Origin of the sequence: Paraburkholderia nodosa DSM 21604 (genome assembly GCF_000519185.1) — a bacterium.
Taxonomy (GTDB): domain Bacteria; phylum Pseudomonadota; class Gammaproteobacteria; order Burkholderiales; family Burkholderiaceae; genus Paraburkholderia; species Paraburkholderia nodosa.
The window spans coordinates 236,923-252,062 of sequence record NZ_JAFA01000005.1; the positions used below are offsets into that span (position 1 = coordinate 236,923).

Below are 15,140 nucleotides of genomic sequence, written 5' to 3' on the forward strand. Positions count from 1 at the left end.
GCAATGCAACACACGATGAAGCAGCTGGCAGGCGCAACGCTTGTTGCCGCCCTGTCGCTGGCGGGGACTGCGCACGCACAACAAGCCGAAGACGTGAAGATCGGTTTCGCCGGTCCGATGACGGGTGCGCAGGCGCACTATGGCAAGGACTTCCAGAACGGCATCACGCTCGCAGTCGAAGACATGAACGCGACGAAGCCCGTGATCGGCGGCAAGCCGGTTCACTTCGTGCTCGACTCGGCCGACGATCAGGCCGACCCGCGCACGGGCACGACGGTCGCGCAGAAGCTCGTCGACGACGGCATCAAGGGCATGCTCGGTCACTTCAACTCGGGCACGACGATCCCGGCTTCGCGCATCTACGCGAACGCAGGCATCCCGCAGATCGCCATGGCGACGGCGCCTGAGTACACGCAGCAAGGCTTCAAGACGACGTTCCGCATGATGACCTCGGACACGCAGCAGGGTTCGGTCGCAGGCACGTTCGCAGTGAAGAGCCTCGGCATGAAGAAGATCGTCGTGATCGACGACCGCACGGCTTACGGCCAGGGTCTCGCCGACGAGTTCTCGAAGGCTGCGAAGGCTGCGGGCGGCAACATCATCGACCGTGAATACACCAACGACAAGGCCGTCGACTTCAAGTCGGTCCTGACGAAGGCGAAGGCGATGAATCCCGACCTGGTCTATTTCGGCGGCGCGGATTCGCAAGCGGCACCGATGGTCAAGCAGATGAAGTCGCTGGGCGTCAAGGCCCCGCTGATGGGCGGCGAAATGGTTCACACGCCGACCTTCCTGCAGATCGCGGGTGACGCGGCGAACGGTACGGTGGCGTCGCTCGCCGGCCTGCCGCTCGACCAGATGCCGGGTGGCAAGGACTACGTCGCGAAGTACAAGAAGCGCTTCGGCGAAGACGTGCAGACGTACTCGCCGTACGCCTACGACGGCGCAATGGCGATGTTCGACGCCATGAAGAAGGCCAACTCGACGGATCCGGCGAAGTACCTGCCGTTCCTCGCGAAGACCAGCATGCAGGCGGTCACGACGTCGGACCTCGCGTACGACACGCGCGGCGACCTGAAGAACGGCGGCATCACGCTGTACAAGGTTGTCGACGGCAAGTGGACGACGCTGCAAAGCGTGGGCGGCAAGTAAGCGCCTGAGCTTCGGCTGAAGTAAAAAGCCCCGCAGAATCGAAAGATCTGCGGGGCTTTTGTTTGTGCGCTCGCAATGGCTCATCCAGCGTAAAAGGTGAGCTTGTTCAGGATTCCTTTTCAGTCATTCTCCGCGCATTTTCCTGCCTGCATCGCGAATCTGTTCGAGCGTGGCCGCAGGCGTGCTCGCTTCCTTCGTCACACGGATCTCGATCAGCGCGGGCTTGCCTGCCGTGAGCGCACGCTCCAGCGCGGGGGCGAATTGCGCCGTGGTCGTGACGACTTCGCCGTGCGCGCCGAACGACTGCGCAAATGCCGCGAAGTCGGGGTTCGTGAGCTGCGTGCCGTGCACGCGGTGCGGATAGTGGCGCTCCTGATGCATGCGGATCGTGCCGTAGTGCGCGTTGTTCACGACGATGAACACGACATTCAGGCCGTACTGCATCGCCGTGGCGAGTTCCGACGAAGCCATCATGAAGCAGCCGTCGCCCGCGAGCGCGACCACGGTGCGCAAGGGGTAGAGCGACTTCGCGGCGATCGCGGCGGGCACGCCGTAGCCCATCGCACCGCTCGTGGGCGCGAGCTGCGAGCGGAAGTGGCGATACGCGAAATGGCGATGCAGCCACGTTGCGTAATTGCCCGCGCCGTTCGTGACGATCGCGTCGTCGGGCAGGCGTGCGCGCAGCTGCTGCATGACTTCGCCGAGTTGCACGTCGCCGGGCATCGGCAGCGGCTTGCGCCATGCGTGCCACGCATCGTGCGCTTCAGCGGCGCTGCCGGCCCACGCGGGTTGAGCGGGAGCGGGCAGTTCTGCGAGCAGCGCTGCGAATTCCACGAGGCCCGAAACGATCGGCAGATCGGCTGCATAGACGCGGCCGAGTTCCTCCGCGCCCTGATGTACGTGAATGAGTATTTGCTTCGTTTTGGGAATGTCGAAGAGCGTGTAGCCGCCCGTCGTCGATTCGCCCAGGCGCGGACCGAGTGCGAGCAGCACGTCGGCTTCGCGGATGCGCTTCGCGAGCGCGGGATTTACGCCGAGACCCACGTCACCCGCGTAGTTGGGGTGGTCGTTGTTGAGCGTGTCCTGAAAGCGGAACGCGAGGCCGACCGGCAATTGCCAGTTCTCGACGAAGCGCTGGAAGTCCGCACAGGCCTGCGGGTTCCAGCCATGGCCGCCGGCGATCACGAACGGCTTCTTCGCACCCGCGAGCAGTTCGCGCACGCGCTCCATCTGCGCGGCGGAAGGCGACGCCTGCACGCGTTGCGCGGGCGGTGCGATGGGTTGCGCTTCGGACGCGCGAATCTCGCCGCTCAGCATGTCTTCGGGCAGCGCGAGCACGACCGGGCCCGGCCGTCCCGACATCGCGACATGGAACGCGTGGCTCAGGTATTCGGGCACGCGGCGCGCGTCGTCGATCTGCGCGACCCACTTCGCCATCTGGCCGAACATGCGTCGATAGTCGATTTCCTGGAACGCCTCGCGGTCCATCTGCTCGCGCGCGACCTGGCCGATCAAGAGGATCATCGGCGTGGAGTCCTGGAACGCCGTGTGCACGCCAATCGAGGCATGCGTGGCGCCCGGCCCGCGCGTGACGAGCGCGACGCCCGGCCTGCCCGTGAGCTTGCCGATCGCTTCCGCCATGTTCGCCGCCGCCGCCTCGTGACGGCACACCACGGTTTCGATCTTCGTGGTTTCGTCGGACAACGAATCGAGCACCGCGAGATAGCTTTCGCCCGGTACGCAGAACACGCGCTCGACGCCGTTGGCGACGAGTGCATCGACGACGAGGCGAGCCCCGGTCGTGGTGGCTTCGGTGGTGGCGGATGCGTTCGGCTGCTGCATGGCGGTCAAGTCTCCTTCAATCGTTACGTGATTACGTTCAGATGGTTCAGGCAAGGCGACAGCGCTTCAACGAATCAGCACTCGACGATGTTCACCGCGAGGCCGCCGCGCGAGGTCTCCTTGTACTTCGTCTTCATGTCGGCGCCGGTCTCGCGCATCGTCTTGATGACGGAGTCGAGCGAGACGTAATGCGCGCCGTCTCCGCGCAGCGCCATGCGCGCGGCGTTCACGGCTTTCACCGAAGCCATGGCGTTGCGTTCGATGCAGGGAATCTGCACCATGCCGCCCACGGGGTCGCAGGTGAGGCCGAGGTTGTGCTCCATGCCGATTTCGGCGGCGTTTTCCACTTGCAGCGGCGTGCCGCCCAGCACGGCGGCGAGCGCGCCCGCGGCCATCGAGCAGGCCACGCCCACTTCCCCCTGGCAGCCCACTTCGGCGCCCGAAATCGACGCGTTGAGCTTGTAGAGAATGCCGATGGCGGCCGCGGTGAGCAGGAAGTCGATCACGCCCTGTTCGTTCGCGCCCGGCGTGAAGCGCACGTAGTAGTGGAGCACGGCAGGGATGATGCCGGCCGCGCCGTTGGTCGGCGCGGTCACCACGCGCGCGCCCGCGGCGTTTTCCTCGTTCACGGCGATCGCGTACAGGTTGATCCAGTCAATCATCGAGAGCGGGTCTTGCAGCGCGCGCTCGGGGTTGCTGGTCAGCGCGCGGTAGAGTTGCGGCGCGCGGCGCTTCACGGCGAAGGGGCCGGGCAGCGTGCCGTCGGCGTCGGGATTGTTGATGCCGCAACCGCGCGACACACACGACTGCATCACGTTCCAGATGTGCAGGAGACCTGAGCGGATCTGCTCGTCGCCGTGCCAGACGCGCTCGTTTTCGAGCATCAGCTGCGCGATGCTCTTGCCCGTCGAGGCGCACAGCGCGAGCATCTCCGCGCCCGTGGTGAACGGATTCGGCAATTGCTGCGCGGCGGCGAGCACCTTCGTGTTCGGCGCGCCGGCCGTGACGACGAAGCCGCCGCCCACCGAGAGGTAGGTGCTTTCGCGCAGCGTATCGCCGTTCGCGTCGAGCGCGCGCAGCTTCATGCCGTTCGGGTGTTCGGGCAGCGCCTGGCGATAGAACGCCACGTGCTCCTTCGGAACGAACGTAATGGGATGGCGCCCGAGCAGCGCGAGCTGGCGCGAGGTGCGCACGGCTTCGAGACGCTCGCTGATGGTGTCGGGATCGACGGTGTCGGGTGCGTCGCCCATGAGGCCCAGCATGACCCCGCGGTCGGTGCCGTGGCCCTTGCCGGTGGCGCCGAGCGAGCCGTACAGCTCGACCTTCACGGCGGCGGTGCTCGCGAGCAGGCCGTCGCGCTCGAGTCCCTCGGCGAACATCAGCGCCGCGCGCATCGGCCCGACCGTGTGCGAGCTGGAGGGCCCGATGCCGACTTTGAAGAGATCGAAAACGCTTACTGCCATGGTACTGCTCCTGCTTGTCTGACGTTGGTTGGTGGGGATGCAGCGCGATTCGCGGCATCGTTATTTCCGTGCCGCCGCCGCAACCCGCGCGCGTGTTACCGCGCCGGCAACGGCAGACAGACGGCGAGCCACGCGGGCGGCGTGGGCGCGAGTTTCAGCGCGACTGGCGCAAAGCGGCCGTCGAGTCGCGCCGCGAGATGAAACAGTTCGGCGGCGTTTTTCGGGTCCCACTGGCCGGTGTAGCCCGGCAGGCCCGCTTCGCGCCGCTTCGCGTCGAACGGTACGTTCGAGTGCACGAATTCCTCGTGCGTTTTCTGGCCGAGCGCATAGGGCGTGAGCCAGTCGAGCGCGTTGGCGAGCGTGGTGCCGTTGGCCGCGCGTTCGGTCAGCCAGTTGCGGTTGTGGCGGCGCGCGGCGAGTGCGGCGGTCACGAGCGGCTGCAAATCGTAGGTCACGTAGTGCAGCGCGTCGCGCTCGGAAAAGTCGAGTGTCGAGCCGTCGGGCGCGACGTTGTCGCCGAGATGCTCCACGAAAAGCCGCTGCGCAGTCGCGATCATCTTGCGGTTGTCGAGCGTGAACGCGATCATCGCTACCAGTTTGACCCGATGGCTCTGCCAGTTGTTCGCGAAATTTCCCTTGAGCGGGCGCGGCTGCGCGTCGATCTGCGCGATATAGCCGGTCGCGAAGCTGTTCAGGAATTGCATGGTCGCGTTGCGCGTTTTCACGGGCAGCGCGCTCGCGGTCAAGTCGTAGGCGAGTATCAGCCCCTCGAAACGCGTTTCGTCGATGGGATTGAAGCTCGGCTTGTACGTGGTGACCCAGGCGAGCAGAAAGCGGTCCACGAGCTTCAGGAAGCGCTCGTCGCTCGTCGCGCGCCACGCGAGCGCGGCGTTGCGCATGAGATCGAGTTCCTTCGCGGCCTCGACGCTCTGGTCGTAGATGCCCTCGTGCGGCAGCGTGCCCTCGGTGTGCAGGCGCGGCAGCGGACGCGGCGTGTCGTTCACGTGCGTCAGCACCTCGGCCACGAGCGCCTTCACGCCCGGATCGGAGTTGGTGCGCTCGCTCGATTGCAGCGCGGGTGCCGCACAGAAGTTCATGGCCGCGTGGGCCGTGCCGGCGAAAGTGCCGGTGAAGGTGGCGCAGGCCAGCGCCAGCGCGGCGGCAAGGCTCTGTGGCCGGCTTTGCAGCGCACCGCGCGCGTGCCGGGTCTGCCGGACCGAATTCCGCGTTGCGGCATGCGGTAAGTCCCGCACCGAGTCCCGCAATGGAACCATTCGCACCTTCCGCGCCATGCGCGACTCCCTGATTCAAGGCTGACAGGTGTGTGATGTTAGCGGTTTGCGGCGGCAAATGTGAGGGGGATGACGGCCGCTGCATTAACCGAAGATAGCGCAGCGGCTTCGCGCGGCTTATTCGCCGGCCATTTCGCCGGCATGTTCGCCCGAATACTCACTCATGGGCACGCACGAGCAGAACAGGTTGCGGTCGCCGTAAGCGTTGTCGGCGCGGCCGACCGGCGGCCAGTACTTGCGCGCGACGAGCGACGCGACCGGGTAGGCGGCCTGCTCGCGCGAGTAAGCGTGCTTCCAGTCGTCGGCGACCACCACGGCGGCCGTGTGCGGCGCGTGGCGCAGCGGGTTGTCTTCCTTGTCCGCGCGGCCGTCTTCCACGGCGCGGATTTCCTCGCGGATGGCAACCATCGCGTCGACGAAGCGGTCCAGTTCTTCTTTCGACTCCGACTCGGTCGGCTCGACCATCAGCGTGCCCGGCACCGGGAAGCTCATGGTCGGGGCGTGGAAGCCGTAGTCCATCAGGCGCTTGGCGACGTCGTCCACGGTGATGCCGCTTGCGTCCTTGATGGGGCGCAGGTCGAGAATGCACTCGTGCGCGACGAGCCCGCCCGGGCCGCTGTAGAGCACCGGGAAGTGCGCTGCGAGCTTGTTCGCGACGTAGTTGGCGTTGAGGATCGCGTTTTCGGTCGCAGCGGTCAGGTTGGCCGCGCCCATCATGGCGATGTACATCCACGAGATCGGCAGGATCGAGGCCGAGCCGTAAGGCGCTGCGCTCACCGCGCCGATGCCGTGATCGTCGCGCTTGTAGCCCGACGAAAGCTGGTTCGGCAGGAACTGCGCGAGGTGCGCGCCCACCGCGACCGGACCGACGCCCGGGCCGCCGCCGCCGTGCGGAATGCAGAAGGTCTTGTGCAGGTTCAGGTGCGAGACGTCGCCGCCGAACTGGCCCGGCGCCGCCAGACCGACCATGGCGTTCATGTTCGCGCCGTCCACGTACACCTGGCCGCCCGCCGCGTGCACGATCTCGCAGACTTCGCGCACGTTCTCTTCGAACACGCCGTGCGTGGACGGATACGTGATCATGATCGCCGCAAGCCTGGCCGCATGCTGCGCGGCCTTGGCCTTGAGGTCGGCGAGATCGATGTTGCCTTGCGCGTCGCAGGCCACGACCACGACCTGCATGCCGGCCATTTGCGCCGATGCGGGGTTCGTGCCGTGCGCCGAAGCGGGAATCAGGCAGACGTTGCGGCCGGCTTCGCCGCGCGAGGCGTGGTACGCCTGGATGATGAGCAGGCCCGCGTACTCGCCCTGCGAGCCCGCATTCGGCTGCAGCGAAACGGCGGCGTAGCCCGTTGCGGCCACGAGCATCTGTTCGAGCTGATCGACCATCTCGCGATAGCCAACCGTCTGCTCGGCAGGCGCGAACGGGTGGATGCGGCCGAACTCGGGCCACGTGACCGGCAGCATTTCCGAGGTCGCGTTGAGCTTCATCGTGCACGAGCCGAGCGGGATCATCGAGCGGTCGAGCGCGAGGTCCTTGTCGGAGAGGCTGCGCAGGTAGCGCAGCATTTCCGTTTCCGAATGGTGACGGTTGAACACCGGATGCGTGAGGTACGCGCTTTCGCGCGCGAGCGCGGCCGGGAACGTCAAAGCGCCGCTTTGCGTGAGTTCGGCGTCGAGCTTGTCGACCGAAGGCGTTTCGCCGGCGAACGCGGCTTGCGCGAACACGGCGAGCAGATCGGCCAGATCGGCGCGCGAAGTCGTTTCGTCGACGGACACGCCCACACGCGTCTCGCTCACGTGGCGCAGGTTCATGCCGCGCGCGAGCGCCGCGTCGTGCAGCGCCTGGGTACGCGGGCCGGCTTCGAACGTGAGCGTGTCGAAGAACGCTTCGGTCACGAGCGTGTAGCCAAGCTGCTTCGCGCCCGCGGCGAGGATCGCGGCGACGCGGTTCACGCGCTGCGCGATGCGCTTCAAGCCTTGCGGGCCATGGTAGACGGCGTACATGCTCGCCATGATCGCGAGCAGCGCCTGCGCCGTGCAGACGTTCGAGGTCGCTTTTTCGCGGCGGATGTGCTGCTCGCGCGTTTGCAGCGCGAGGCGCAGCGCCGGGTTGCCTTGCGCGTCGATGGTCACGCCGACGAGACGGCCCGGCATCTGGCGCTTGAATTCGTCCTTCACCGCGAGGTAGGCGGCGTGCGGGCCGCCGAAGCCCATCGGCACGCCGAAGCGCTGCGAGTTGCCCACGGCCACGTCCGCGCCCCATTCGCCCGGGGGCGTGAGGACGGTGAGTGCGAGCAGGTCGGCGGCGGCGATCACCGCGCCGCCGGCTGCGTGCACGGCTTGCGCAAGTGCGCGGTAATCGCGCACATCGCCGTTCACGCCCGGATATTGCAGCAGCACGCCGAAGGCGCCCGCATTTGCTGCCCCAGCGGCCGGACCGACCTTTACCTCGATGCCGATCGGCTTGGCGCGCGTCTTCACGACTTCGATGGTCTGCGCCAGCACGTCGTCGGCGACGAAGAACACGTTCGACTTCGACTTGCCCACGCGCTGCACGAGCGTCATGGCTTCGGCGGCGGCGGTGGCTTCGTCGAGCAGCGACGCGTTCGAGATCGCGAGGCCCGTCAGGTCGGTGATCATCTGCTGGAAGTTCAGCAGGGCTTCGAGGCGGCCCTGCGAGATTTCCGGCTGGTACGGCGTGTACGCGGTGTACCACGCCGGATTTTCGAGCACGTTGCGCAGGATGACGGCCGGCGTGTGCGTGTCGTAGTAGCCCTGCCCGATATACGAGCGGAACACCTGGTTCTTGTCCGCGAGCGCGCGCAGGGCGGCGAGCGCCTCGGCTTCCGAGCGCGGCTGCGAGAACGGCCCGAGCGGCAGTGTCTCGTTGCGGCGGATCTTCGCCGGAATCACCGCATCGATCAGCGCGGCGCGCGAGGCGAAGCCGAGCGCGTCGAGCATCGCCTGCTGGTCGGCCGTGTCGGGGCCGATGTGGCGGGCAGCGAAGGCGTCGTGCGCTTCAAGTGCAGCAAGCGAGAGCGGGGAGTTCATCAGACGATCCGGGTGTTCGAGCTTCATAGGGATTCCTGCGGGCGCGGGCGGCGTTCTGAGCGCGCCGCCGCGCCGTGGCGGTTAAGGCGAGGTTGCGATTTAAGCGCCGATCGCCTTTTCGTAGGCGGCGGCGTCGATCAGCGAGTCGAGCTTGGCGTCGGCGGCGGGCTTGATCTTGAAGAGCCACGACTCGTACGGCGCGCCGTTCACCTGGTCGGGCGTGTCGACGAGCGACGTGTTCGCTTCGATGATTTCGCCTGCGACCGGCGCGTAGATGTCCGAGGCGGCCTTGACCGACTCGATCACGGCAACGGCGTCGCCGGCGGTGACCGCGCGGCCCGCTTCGGGCAGCTCGAGGAAGACGATGTCGCCGAGCGCTTCCTGCGCGTGGTCGGTGATGCCGATGGTCAGCGTGCCGTCGGCTTCGGTGCGGATCCACTCGTGCGATTCGGTGTATTTCAGATCGGCCGGGATGCTCATGGTTGCTCCAGTGCGTGGTTCGGTTTTTGTTGCTCGAAAAGGGGAGGGCGTGCGCGCTGGCAGGATCCTCGCGGATCAGGCGGCGAGCACCTTGCCGTTGCGCACGAACGGCAGTTTTACCACGCTTGCGGGAAGGGCTTTGTCACGGATCTGCACCTGTACGACATCGCCCGGCTGCACGCCCTGCGGCACGCGCGCGAAGGCGATCGATTCCTGCATGCTCGGCGAAAACGTGCCGCTCGTGATCTCGCCCTCGCCGTGCGGCGTGAGCACTTTCTGGTGCGCGCGCAGCACACCGCCGGCCTTGCCGTTTTCCTTCTGCAGGATCAGGCCGACGAAGGCCGAACGCGAACCGTTTGCTTCCAGCGCCGGGCGGCCGACGAAGTCGCGCGGCTCCTTCAGGTCGACGGTCCAGGCGAGGCCGGCGTCGAGCGGCGAGACGCCGTCGTCCATGTCCTGGCCGTACAGGTTCATGCCCGCTTCGAGGCGCAGCGTGTCGCGCGCGCCGAGGCCACAGGGCTTCACGCCCTGGCGCTGCAGGGCGTCCCAGAACTCGCACACGGCGACAGCGGGCAGCACGATTTCGAAGCCGTCTTCGCCGGTGTAGCCCGTGCGCGCGATCATCAGCTCGCCGAACGGCGTGGCTTCGATCTTCGCGGCGTTGAAGGGTTTGAGAACTTCGGTGGCGCTGCGCGACGAGGGCGCGACCTGCCAGACCTTTTCGCGCGCGTTCGGGCCTTGCACGGCGACGATCGCGAGATCGCGGCGCGGCGTGATGGTGAGGCCGAAGCCGCCTTCGGCGTTGAGCTTCTCGAACCAGGCGATGTCTTTTTCGGCCGTGCCGGCGTTGACGACGGTGCGGAACTGGTCGTCGGCGAAGAAGTAGACGATCAGGTCGTCGATCACGCCGCCTTCGGGGTTCAGCATGCACGAGTAGAGAGCGCGGCCCGCCGTGGTGAGCTTGGCGACGTTGTTGGCGAGCGCGCGGGAGAAGAACTCGCGCGCCTTCGGGCCCGAAAAGTCGACGACGCACATGTGCGAGACGTCGAACATGCCGGCGTCGGTGCGCACGGCGCGATGCTCGTCGATCTGCGAGCCGTAGTTGACGGGCATGTCCCAGCCGCCAAAGTCGACCATGCGGGCGTTCAGCGCGCGGTGCGTGTCGTTCAGCGGGGTGCGTTTGAGTTCGGTCATGGGGCCTCAGGCGGTCGCGAAAATTCGCGCGAAAACGAAAAAGGCCATGCAGGAAGCGCCGCAGGCACGATGCCCGTGGTCGGTTCTTGCATGGCCCCTCTGTCCTCGGTACCTGAGAGATTGCGCCGTTGCCGCTGGCGCGCGCCCCTTCGGTGGGCAGCCTGAACGCGTGGGGGTTACGATCCGCCGCCGCCCGTTCTACTGCCGCTCTCCAGAGTTGCGGACTGTGTGCCGCTTCGCGTCATCTCGCGCAAAAAGCGCAAATGCAGCGAATCAGCGGTCCGGCGCGCACGGTCCTTTTGCCTGAGAGTTTGTGGGTTGCCCCTTCGGCGGCGCCGGTTGCACTAGCGGAAGCGAGCTAAGGCAAACGGCGCGCTCTCCCGGCGCGCGCAGCGATTGTGCGGGACGCCTCGGGGCTGTGTCAATGCGGAAAAATTCTGCGCGCGGCGCGGGCAATGGGCCGTGAGACTTGCTGGTATTGGCTTGCGCGGATCGGCAGCGCGCCATCCATCGCGCAGGGGAAAAACGGGGGCGGTTCGGGGCGGCCAGGAGGCGTGGCACGAACCGCGAACGCGCGGTCCGTGACGAGATTTCGATACGCGTGGCGCTTACTCGCCGATGGCGCGAGCGGCCGTGTCGAGTTCCTGGTTCAGCACGCGCTGCTCGTCGGGCGAGATGCCGCCGCCGTGCTGCGCGGCCATGTCGTGCGCTTCGCCGCGGATCGTGTCGAGGCGGTGATGGAGCGCGCCGCCCTGGGGCGGCGGGTAGTAGCCCTGGCTCACGCGCATGTCGATGCGATGGCCCAGGTTGTCGATGCGGCCGTCGACCTGATGCAGGCGATCGACGGCGACCTCGTGCGGATTCGGGCCGGGCGGGGGCGGCGGAGCGGGGCGCGACGCCGGCTGGTTGACCACGCACGCGGCGAGGGTCGAGACGAGCGCGCCAGCGGCGATCAGGCGTAGAGCGTGGGTGTAGCGGGTCATTCAGACTCTCCTTTGTCTTGTCGTTGCTGCCTTTTTTGTCCTGCATGTCCACAAACGTCTGGCGATTGCCGCGTGATGACCCCGCCGCGGCAACCAGATGTAACCATTTGTATGGACCTTTCAGCGGCGTCGGCGCAATGCAAGGTCGACGCCGCAGCCGAAAGCGCGCGCCAGCGCGCTCAGGACCGGCGCACGAACGCCAGCGTGCGGCCTTCCTGCGCGCTTTGCATGGCGAGTTCAATGAGCGTCATGACGTCGATGGCGTCCTGCGGGCTCACCGGGAACGGCTTGTCTTCGCGGATCGCCGCGGCAAGCGCGCGGTACAGATCGGCGTAATTGCCCGCGGCGTTGGGCACGTCGAGATCGGCTTCCTGGCCGTCGTCGCGCAGCACGTGCAGGCGGCCCGACTCGTTGCCCGCGCCGAAACCGGGCTGCCCCGGGCGCAGGCCGTCCTTGAGCTGATCTTCCTGGGTGTCGAGCCCGTTCTTCAGGTAGCTGCCGCGCGTGCCGTGAATCGCGAAGCGCGGCGCGTACGCGGCGAGCGCGCTGGCGTGCAGCACGGCGTCGTGGTGCGGGTAGCGCAGCACGAGGTGCGCGTAATCCGGCGCACTCGCGTTTTCGCGGCGCGTGTGAACGAACGCGGTGATCGACTCGGGTGCGCCAAAGAGCGCGAGCGTCTGGTCGATCAGATGCGGGCCGAGATCGTAGAGCAGGCCGCCGCCGCGCGTGGCGTCTTCGCGCCAGCGCTGTTTCACTTGCGGGCGGAAGCGGTCGAAGTGCGATTCGTAATGCGTGATGCGTCCGAGTTCGCCGCGCTCGATCAGCTCGCGCACGGTGAGGAAATCGCCGTCCCAGCGGCGGTTGTGGAACGGCGCGAACACGAGGCCGCGCTGCTTCGCGATGGCCGCGAGCGTACGCGCTTCCTCGGCCGTGAGCGTGACGGGCTTGTCGACCAGCACGTGCTTGCCGCGCTCGAGCGTGCGGCGCGCGAGGTCGTAGTGCGTGTCGTTGGGCGTGGCGATCACGACGCATTCGATGGCGTCGATCGAGAGCAGCGCGTCGAGGTCGGGCACGATCGCGGCGTCGGGATAGTCGGCCTGGGCGCGTTCGGCCTGGCTCGTGGCGATGGCGGCGAGCTGCGCGGCGCCGCTATGCGCGATCACGGGGGCGTGGAAAGTCTGGCCGGCGAAGCCGTAGCCCATCAGGCCGATTTGCAGCGGTTGCGGTGCAGTCATTTAGCGCTTCCTCTTTCCAGCGAGTGCGGGTGGCGGGAGCCCGTTATTGTGGCACGGCGCGTATAACGTGCGGAACGCGGCGAGGGACGGATGAGCCGTGGAAAGAGGAACATCGGGGCGGCATCGGCGTATCGCTGTGCCGTGTTAACATCGCACCTCCCGCGTGAGAGGCCGCTGCGACGTTCGCACGCCTCGCGCCGTGCGGTGTCACGAAAGGCCAAGCGCCCCGTTCGCACGCCTCCCAGCCGTACCACCCGTTTTCCCAATCCAGCAACGATGTCCGCAGGCCTCAATTCCGCCCAAAACGAAGCGGTGCGCTATCTCGACGGTCCCTGTCTCGTGCTCGCCGGCGCGGGCAGTGGCAAGACGCGTGTCATCACGCAGAAGATCGCGCACCTCATCGAAGCGAAAGGCTTCGAGCCGCGCCATATCGCCGCCGTCACCTTCACCAACAAGGCCGCCGCCGAAATGCGCGAGCGCGTGGGCAAGCTGCTCGAAGGCAAGACGCTCACCACGCCCGGCAAGGAAGGCCGTAAGGTGCCGACCAACCAGCTGACGGTCTGCACGTTCCACTCGCTGGGCGTGCAGATCCTGCGCCAGGAGGCGGAACACCTGGGCCTGAAGCCCCAGTTCTCGATCATGGATGCCGACGACTGCTTCGCCATGATCCAGGAGCAGGTGGGCTCGACGGACAAAGGCTTCATCCGCAAGATCCAGTCGATCGTCTCGCTCTGGAAGAACGGTCTCGTCATGCCCGAGGAGGCGCTGGCCACGGCCTCGAACGAGGACGAGCACCAGGCGGCCATCGTCTACCGCAACTACATGGCGACGTTGCATGCCTATCAGGCGGTGGACTTCGACGACCTGATCCGCCTGCCTGCCGAGCTGTTCGCGAAGAACGAGCAGGTGCGCGATCGCTGGCAGAACAAGCTGCGCTACCTGCTGGTCGACGAGTACCAGGACACCAACGCCTGCCAGTACGAACTGCTGAAACTGCTGGCGGGCCCGCGCGCGGCGTTTACGGCCGTGGGCGACGACGATCAGGCCATCTACGGCTGGCGCGGCGCCACGCTCGAAAACCTCGCGCAGCTCGGCAAGGACTTTCCGAAGCTGCACGTCATCAAGCTCGAGCAGAACTACCGCTCGACGGTGCGCATTCTCACGGCGGCGAACAACGTCATTGCGAACAATCCGAAGCTGTTCGAGAAGAAGCTCTGGTCCGAGCACGGCATGGGCGACACCATCACCGTCACGCCCTGCAACGACGAAGAGCACGAAGCCGAGTCGGTCGTGTTCCGGCTTTCGGCGCACAAGTTCGAGCGGCGTGCGCAGTTTCGCGACTACGCCATTCTGTATCGCGGCAACTTTCAGGCGCGCATCTTCGAACAGGTGCTGCGCCGCGAGCGCATTCCCTATGTGCTCTCGGGCGGCCAGTCGTTCTTCGACAAGGCCGAGATCAAGGACATCTGCGCTTACCTGCGCCTGATCGCCAATCACGACGATGATCCCGCGTTTATCCGCGCGATCACCACGCCGCGCCGTGGCGTGGGCAACACCACGCTCGAAGCGCTCGGCTCGTTCGCGGGGCAGGCGAAGGTGTCGCTGTTCGAGGCCGTGTACATGGGCGGCATCGAGGCGCGGCTCTCGGCGCGCCAGGTCGAGCCGATGCGCGTGTTCTGCGACTTCATGCAGCGCCTCGCCGAGCGCGCCCAGAAGGACCCGGCGACAGTCGTGCTCGACGACCTCATGGACGCGATTCACTACGAGGCGTATCTCTACGACGCCTTCGACGAGCGCCAGGCGCAGTCGAAGTGGCAGAACGTGCTCGAATTCATGGAGTGGCTCAAGCGCAAGGGCACGAAGCCCGAGCAGCAGATCGGCGAAGACAGCGAGGCGACCGGCTATGACAACGCCGACGGTCTCGCCGACACCGGCAAGAACCTCATGGGCCTCATTCAGACCGTCGCGCTGATGTCGATGCTCGAAGGCAAGGAAGAGGACCCGGACGCCGTGCGGCTTTCAACCGTGCATGCTTCGAAGGGACTGGAGTATCCGCACGTGTTCCTGGTGGGCGTGGAAGAGGGGATCATGCCGCACCGCGGCGGCTCGGAAGACGACGTGATCGACGAAGGGCGCATCGAGGAAGAGCGCCGCCTCATGTACGTGGCGATCACGCGTGCGCAGCGCAGCCTGCATCTGAACTGGTGCAAGAAGCGCAAGCGGGCGCGCGAGACGGTGGTGTGCGAGGCGTCGCGCTTCATTCCGGAAATGGGCCTGGACGACGCACCGCCGCCAACCGCCGAAGAAGCGCCGATGACGCCGAAGGACCGGTTGGCGAGTTTGAAGGCGTTGTTGCAGAAGGGGTGATGACCCTGGCGTGGAGCGGGTGTTTGCTTTATTGGGACGCGGACGGCAGTAGAGTGAACGCCCCTGTCCTGCTCGCTG

The 15,140-nt window shown here is 66.5% G+C and carries 10 protein-coding genes and 2 riboswitches; of the genes, 2 read left to right on the plus strand and 8 right to left on the minus strand.

Annotated features, from left to right (window positions below; genetic code table 11):
• Window positions 1–3: 3 nt before the first annotated feature.
• On the plus strand, window positions 4–1,152 hold the full coding sequence (locus A3CW_RS0109325) for a branched-chain amino acid ABC transporter substrate-binding protein (protein WP_028203320.1): 1,149 nt from the start codon (window positions 4–6) through the stop codon (window positions 1,150–1,152).
• A 123-nt stretch (window positions 1,153–1,275) separates the two neighbouring features.
• Here A3CW_RS0109325 and A3CW_RS0109330 read toward each other — a convergent pair whose 3' ends face one another.
• The 8 genes from A3CW_RS0109330 to A3CW_RS0109365 form a co-directional block, all read right to left on the minus strand.
• Window positions 1,276–2,994 carry a thiamine pyrophosphate-binding protein gene (locus A3CW_RS0109330; RefSeq protein ID WP_028203321.1) on the minus strand — a complete coding sequence of 573 codons (1,719 nt, stop codon included), beginning with the start codon at window positions 2,992–2,994 and terminating at the stop codon, window positions 1,276–1,278.
• A 74-nt stretch (window positions 2,995–3,068) separates the two neighbouring features.
• Entirely contained in the window at window positions 3,069–4,457 is a 1,389-nt protein-coding gene (locus A3CW_RS0109335; protein ID WP_028203322.1) for an L-serine ammonia-lyase, read from the minus strand.
• Window positions 4,458–4,552: 95 nt separating this feature from the next.
• Complete coding sequence (locus A3CW_RS0109340) at window positions 4,553–5,731, minus strand: alginate lyase family protein (protein WP_211254047.1); 1,179 nt, start codon at window positions 5,729–5,731, stop codon at window positions 4,553–4,555.
• A 135-nt stretch (window positions 5,732–5,866) separates the two neighbouring features.
• Window positions 5,867–8,830, minus strand: a complete 2,964-nt coding sequence (gene gcvP / locus A3CW_RS0109345; RefSeq protein ID WP_028203324.1) for an aminomethyl-transferring glycine dehydrogenase — start codon at window positions 8,828–8,830, stop codon at window positions 5,867–5,869.
• Window positions 8,831–8,902: 72 nt separating this feature from the next.
• Window positions 8,903–9,283, minus strand: coding sequence for a glycine cleavage system protein GcvH (gene gcvH, locus A3CW_RS0109350; protein WP_028203325.1), 381 nt, complete (start codon window positions 9,281–9,283; stop codon window positions 8,903–8,905).
• A gap of 75 nt (window positions 9,284–9,358) precedes the next feature.
• Entirely contained in the window at window positions 9,359–10,477 is a 1,119-nt protein-coding gene (gene gcvT / locus A3CW_RS0109355; RefSeq protein WP_028203326.1) for a glycine cleavage system aminomethyltransferase GcvT, read from the minus strand.
• A gap of 89 nt (window positions 10,478–10,566) precedes the next feature.
• Window positions 10,567–10,702: riboswitch (glycine riboswitch) on the minus strand.
• Window positions 10,703–10,759: 57 nt separating this feature from the next.
• Window positions 10,760–10,870: riboswitch (glycine riboswitch) on the minus strand.
• Between the two features lie 215 nt (window positions 10,871–11,085).
• Window positions 11,086–11,460: a hypothetical protein gene (locus A3CW_RS0109360; protein WP_035512641.1), complete on the minus strand. Its 375-nt coding sequence runs from the start codon at window positions 11,458–11,460 to the stop codon at window positions 11,086–11,088.
• Window positions 11,461–11,639: 179 nt separating this feature from the next.
• Complete coding sequence (locus A3CW_RS0109365) at window positions 11,640–12,695, minus strand: oxidoreductase (protein ID WP_028203328.1); 1,056 nt, start codon at window positions 12,693–12,695, stop codon at window positions 11,640–11,642.
• A gap of 276 nt (window positions 12,696–12,971) precedes the next feature.
• On the opposite strand from A3CW_RS0109365, the gene A3CW_RS0109370 reads away from it, so the two are divergent.
• Complete coding sequence (locus A3CW_RS0109370) at window positions 12,972–15,062, plus strand: UvrD-helicase domain-containing protein (protein WP_028203329.1); 2,091 nt, start codon at window positions 12,972–12,974, stop codon at window positions 15,060–15,062.
• Window positions 15,063–15,140 lie beyond the last annotated feature (78 nt).

Coding starts and splice junctions, on each gene's coding strand:
- gcvP (WP_028203324.1), bottom strand. CDS start 8,830: ATGAAGCTCGAACACCCGGATCGTCTGATGAACTCCCCGCTCTCGCTT.
- A3CW_RS0109325 (WP_028203320.1), top strand. CDS start 4: ATGCAACACACGATGAAGCAGCTGGCAGGCGCAACGCTTGTTGCCGCC.
- A3CW_RS0109340 (WP_211254047.1), bottom strand. CDS start 5,731: ATGGTTCCATTGCGGGACTCGGTGCGGGACTTACCGCATGCCGCAACG.
- A3CW_RS0109365 (WP_028203328.1), bottom strand. CDS start 12,695: ATGACTGCACCGCAACCGCTGCAAATCGGCCTGATGGGCTACGGCTTC.
- A3CW_RS0109335 (WP_028203322.1), bottom strand. CDS start 4,457: ATGGCAGTAAGCGTTTTCGATCTCTTCAAAGTCGGCATCGGGCCCTCC.
- gcvT (WP_028203326.1), bottom strand. CDS start 10,477: ATGACCGAACTCAAACGCACCCCGCTGAACGACACGCACCGCGCGCTG.
- A3CW_RS0109330 (WP_028203321.1), bottom strand. CDS start 2,994: ATGCAGCAGCCGAACGCATCCGCCACCACCGAAGCCACCACGACCGGG.
- A3CW_RS0109370 (WP_028203329.1), top strand. CDS start 12,972: ATGTCCGCAGGCCTCAATTCCGCCCAAAACGAAGCGGTGCGCTATCTC.
- gcvH (WP_028203325.1), bottom strand. CDS start 9,283: ATGAGCATCCCGGCCGATCTGAAATACACCGAATCGCACGAGTGGATC.
- A3CW_RS0109360 (WP_035512641.1), bottom strand. CDS start 11,460: ATGACCCGCTACACCCACGCTCTACGCCTGATCGCCGCTGGCGCGCTC.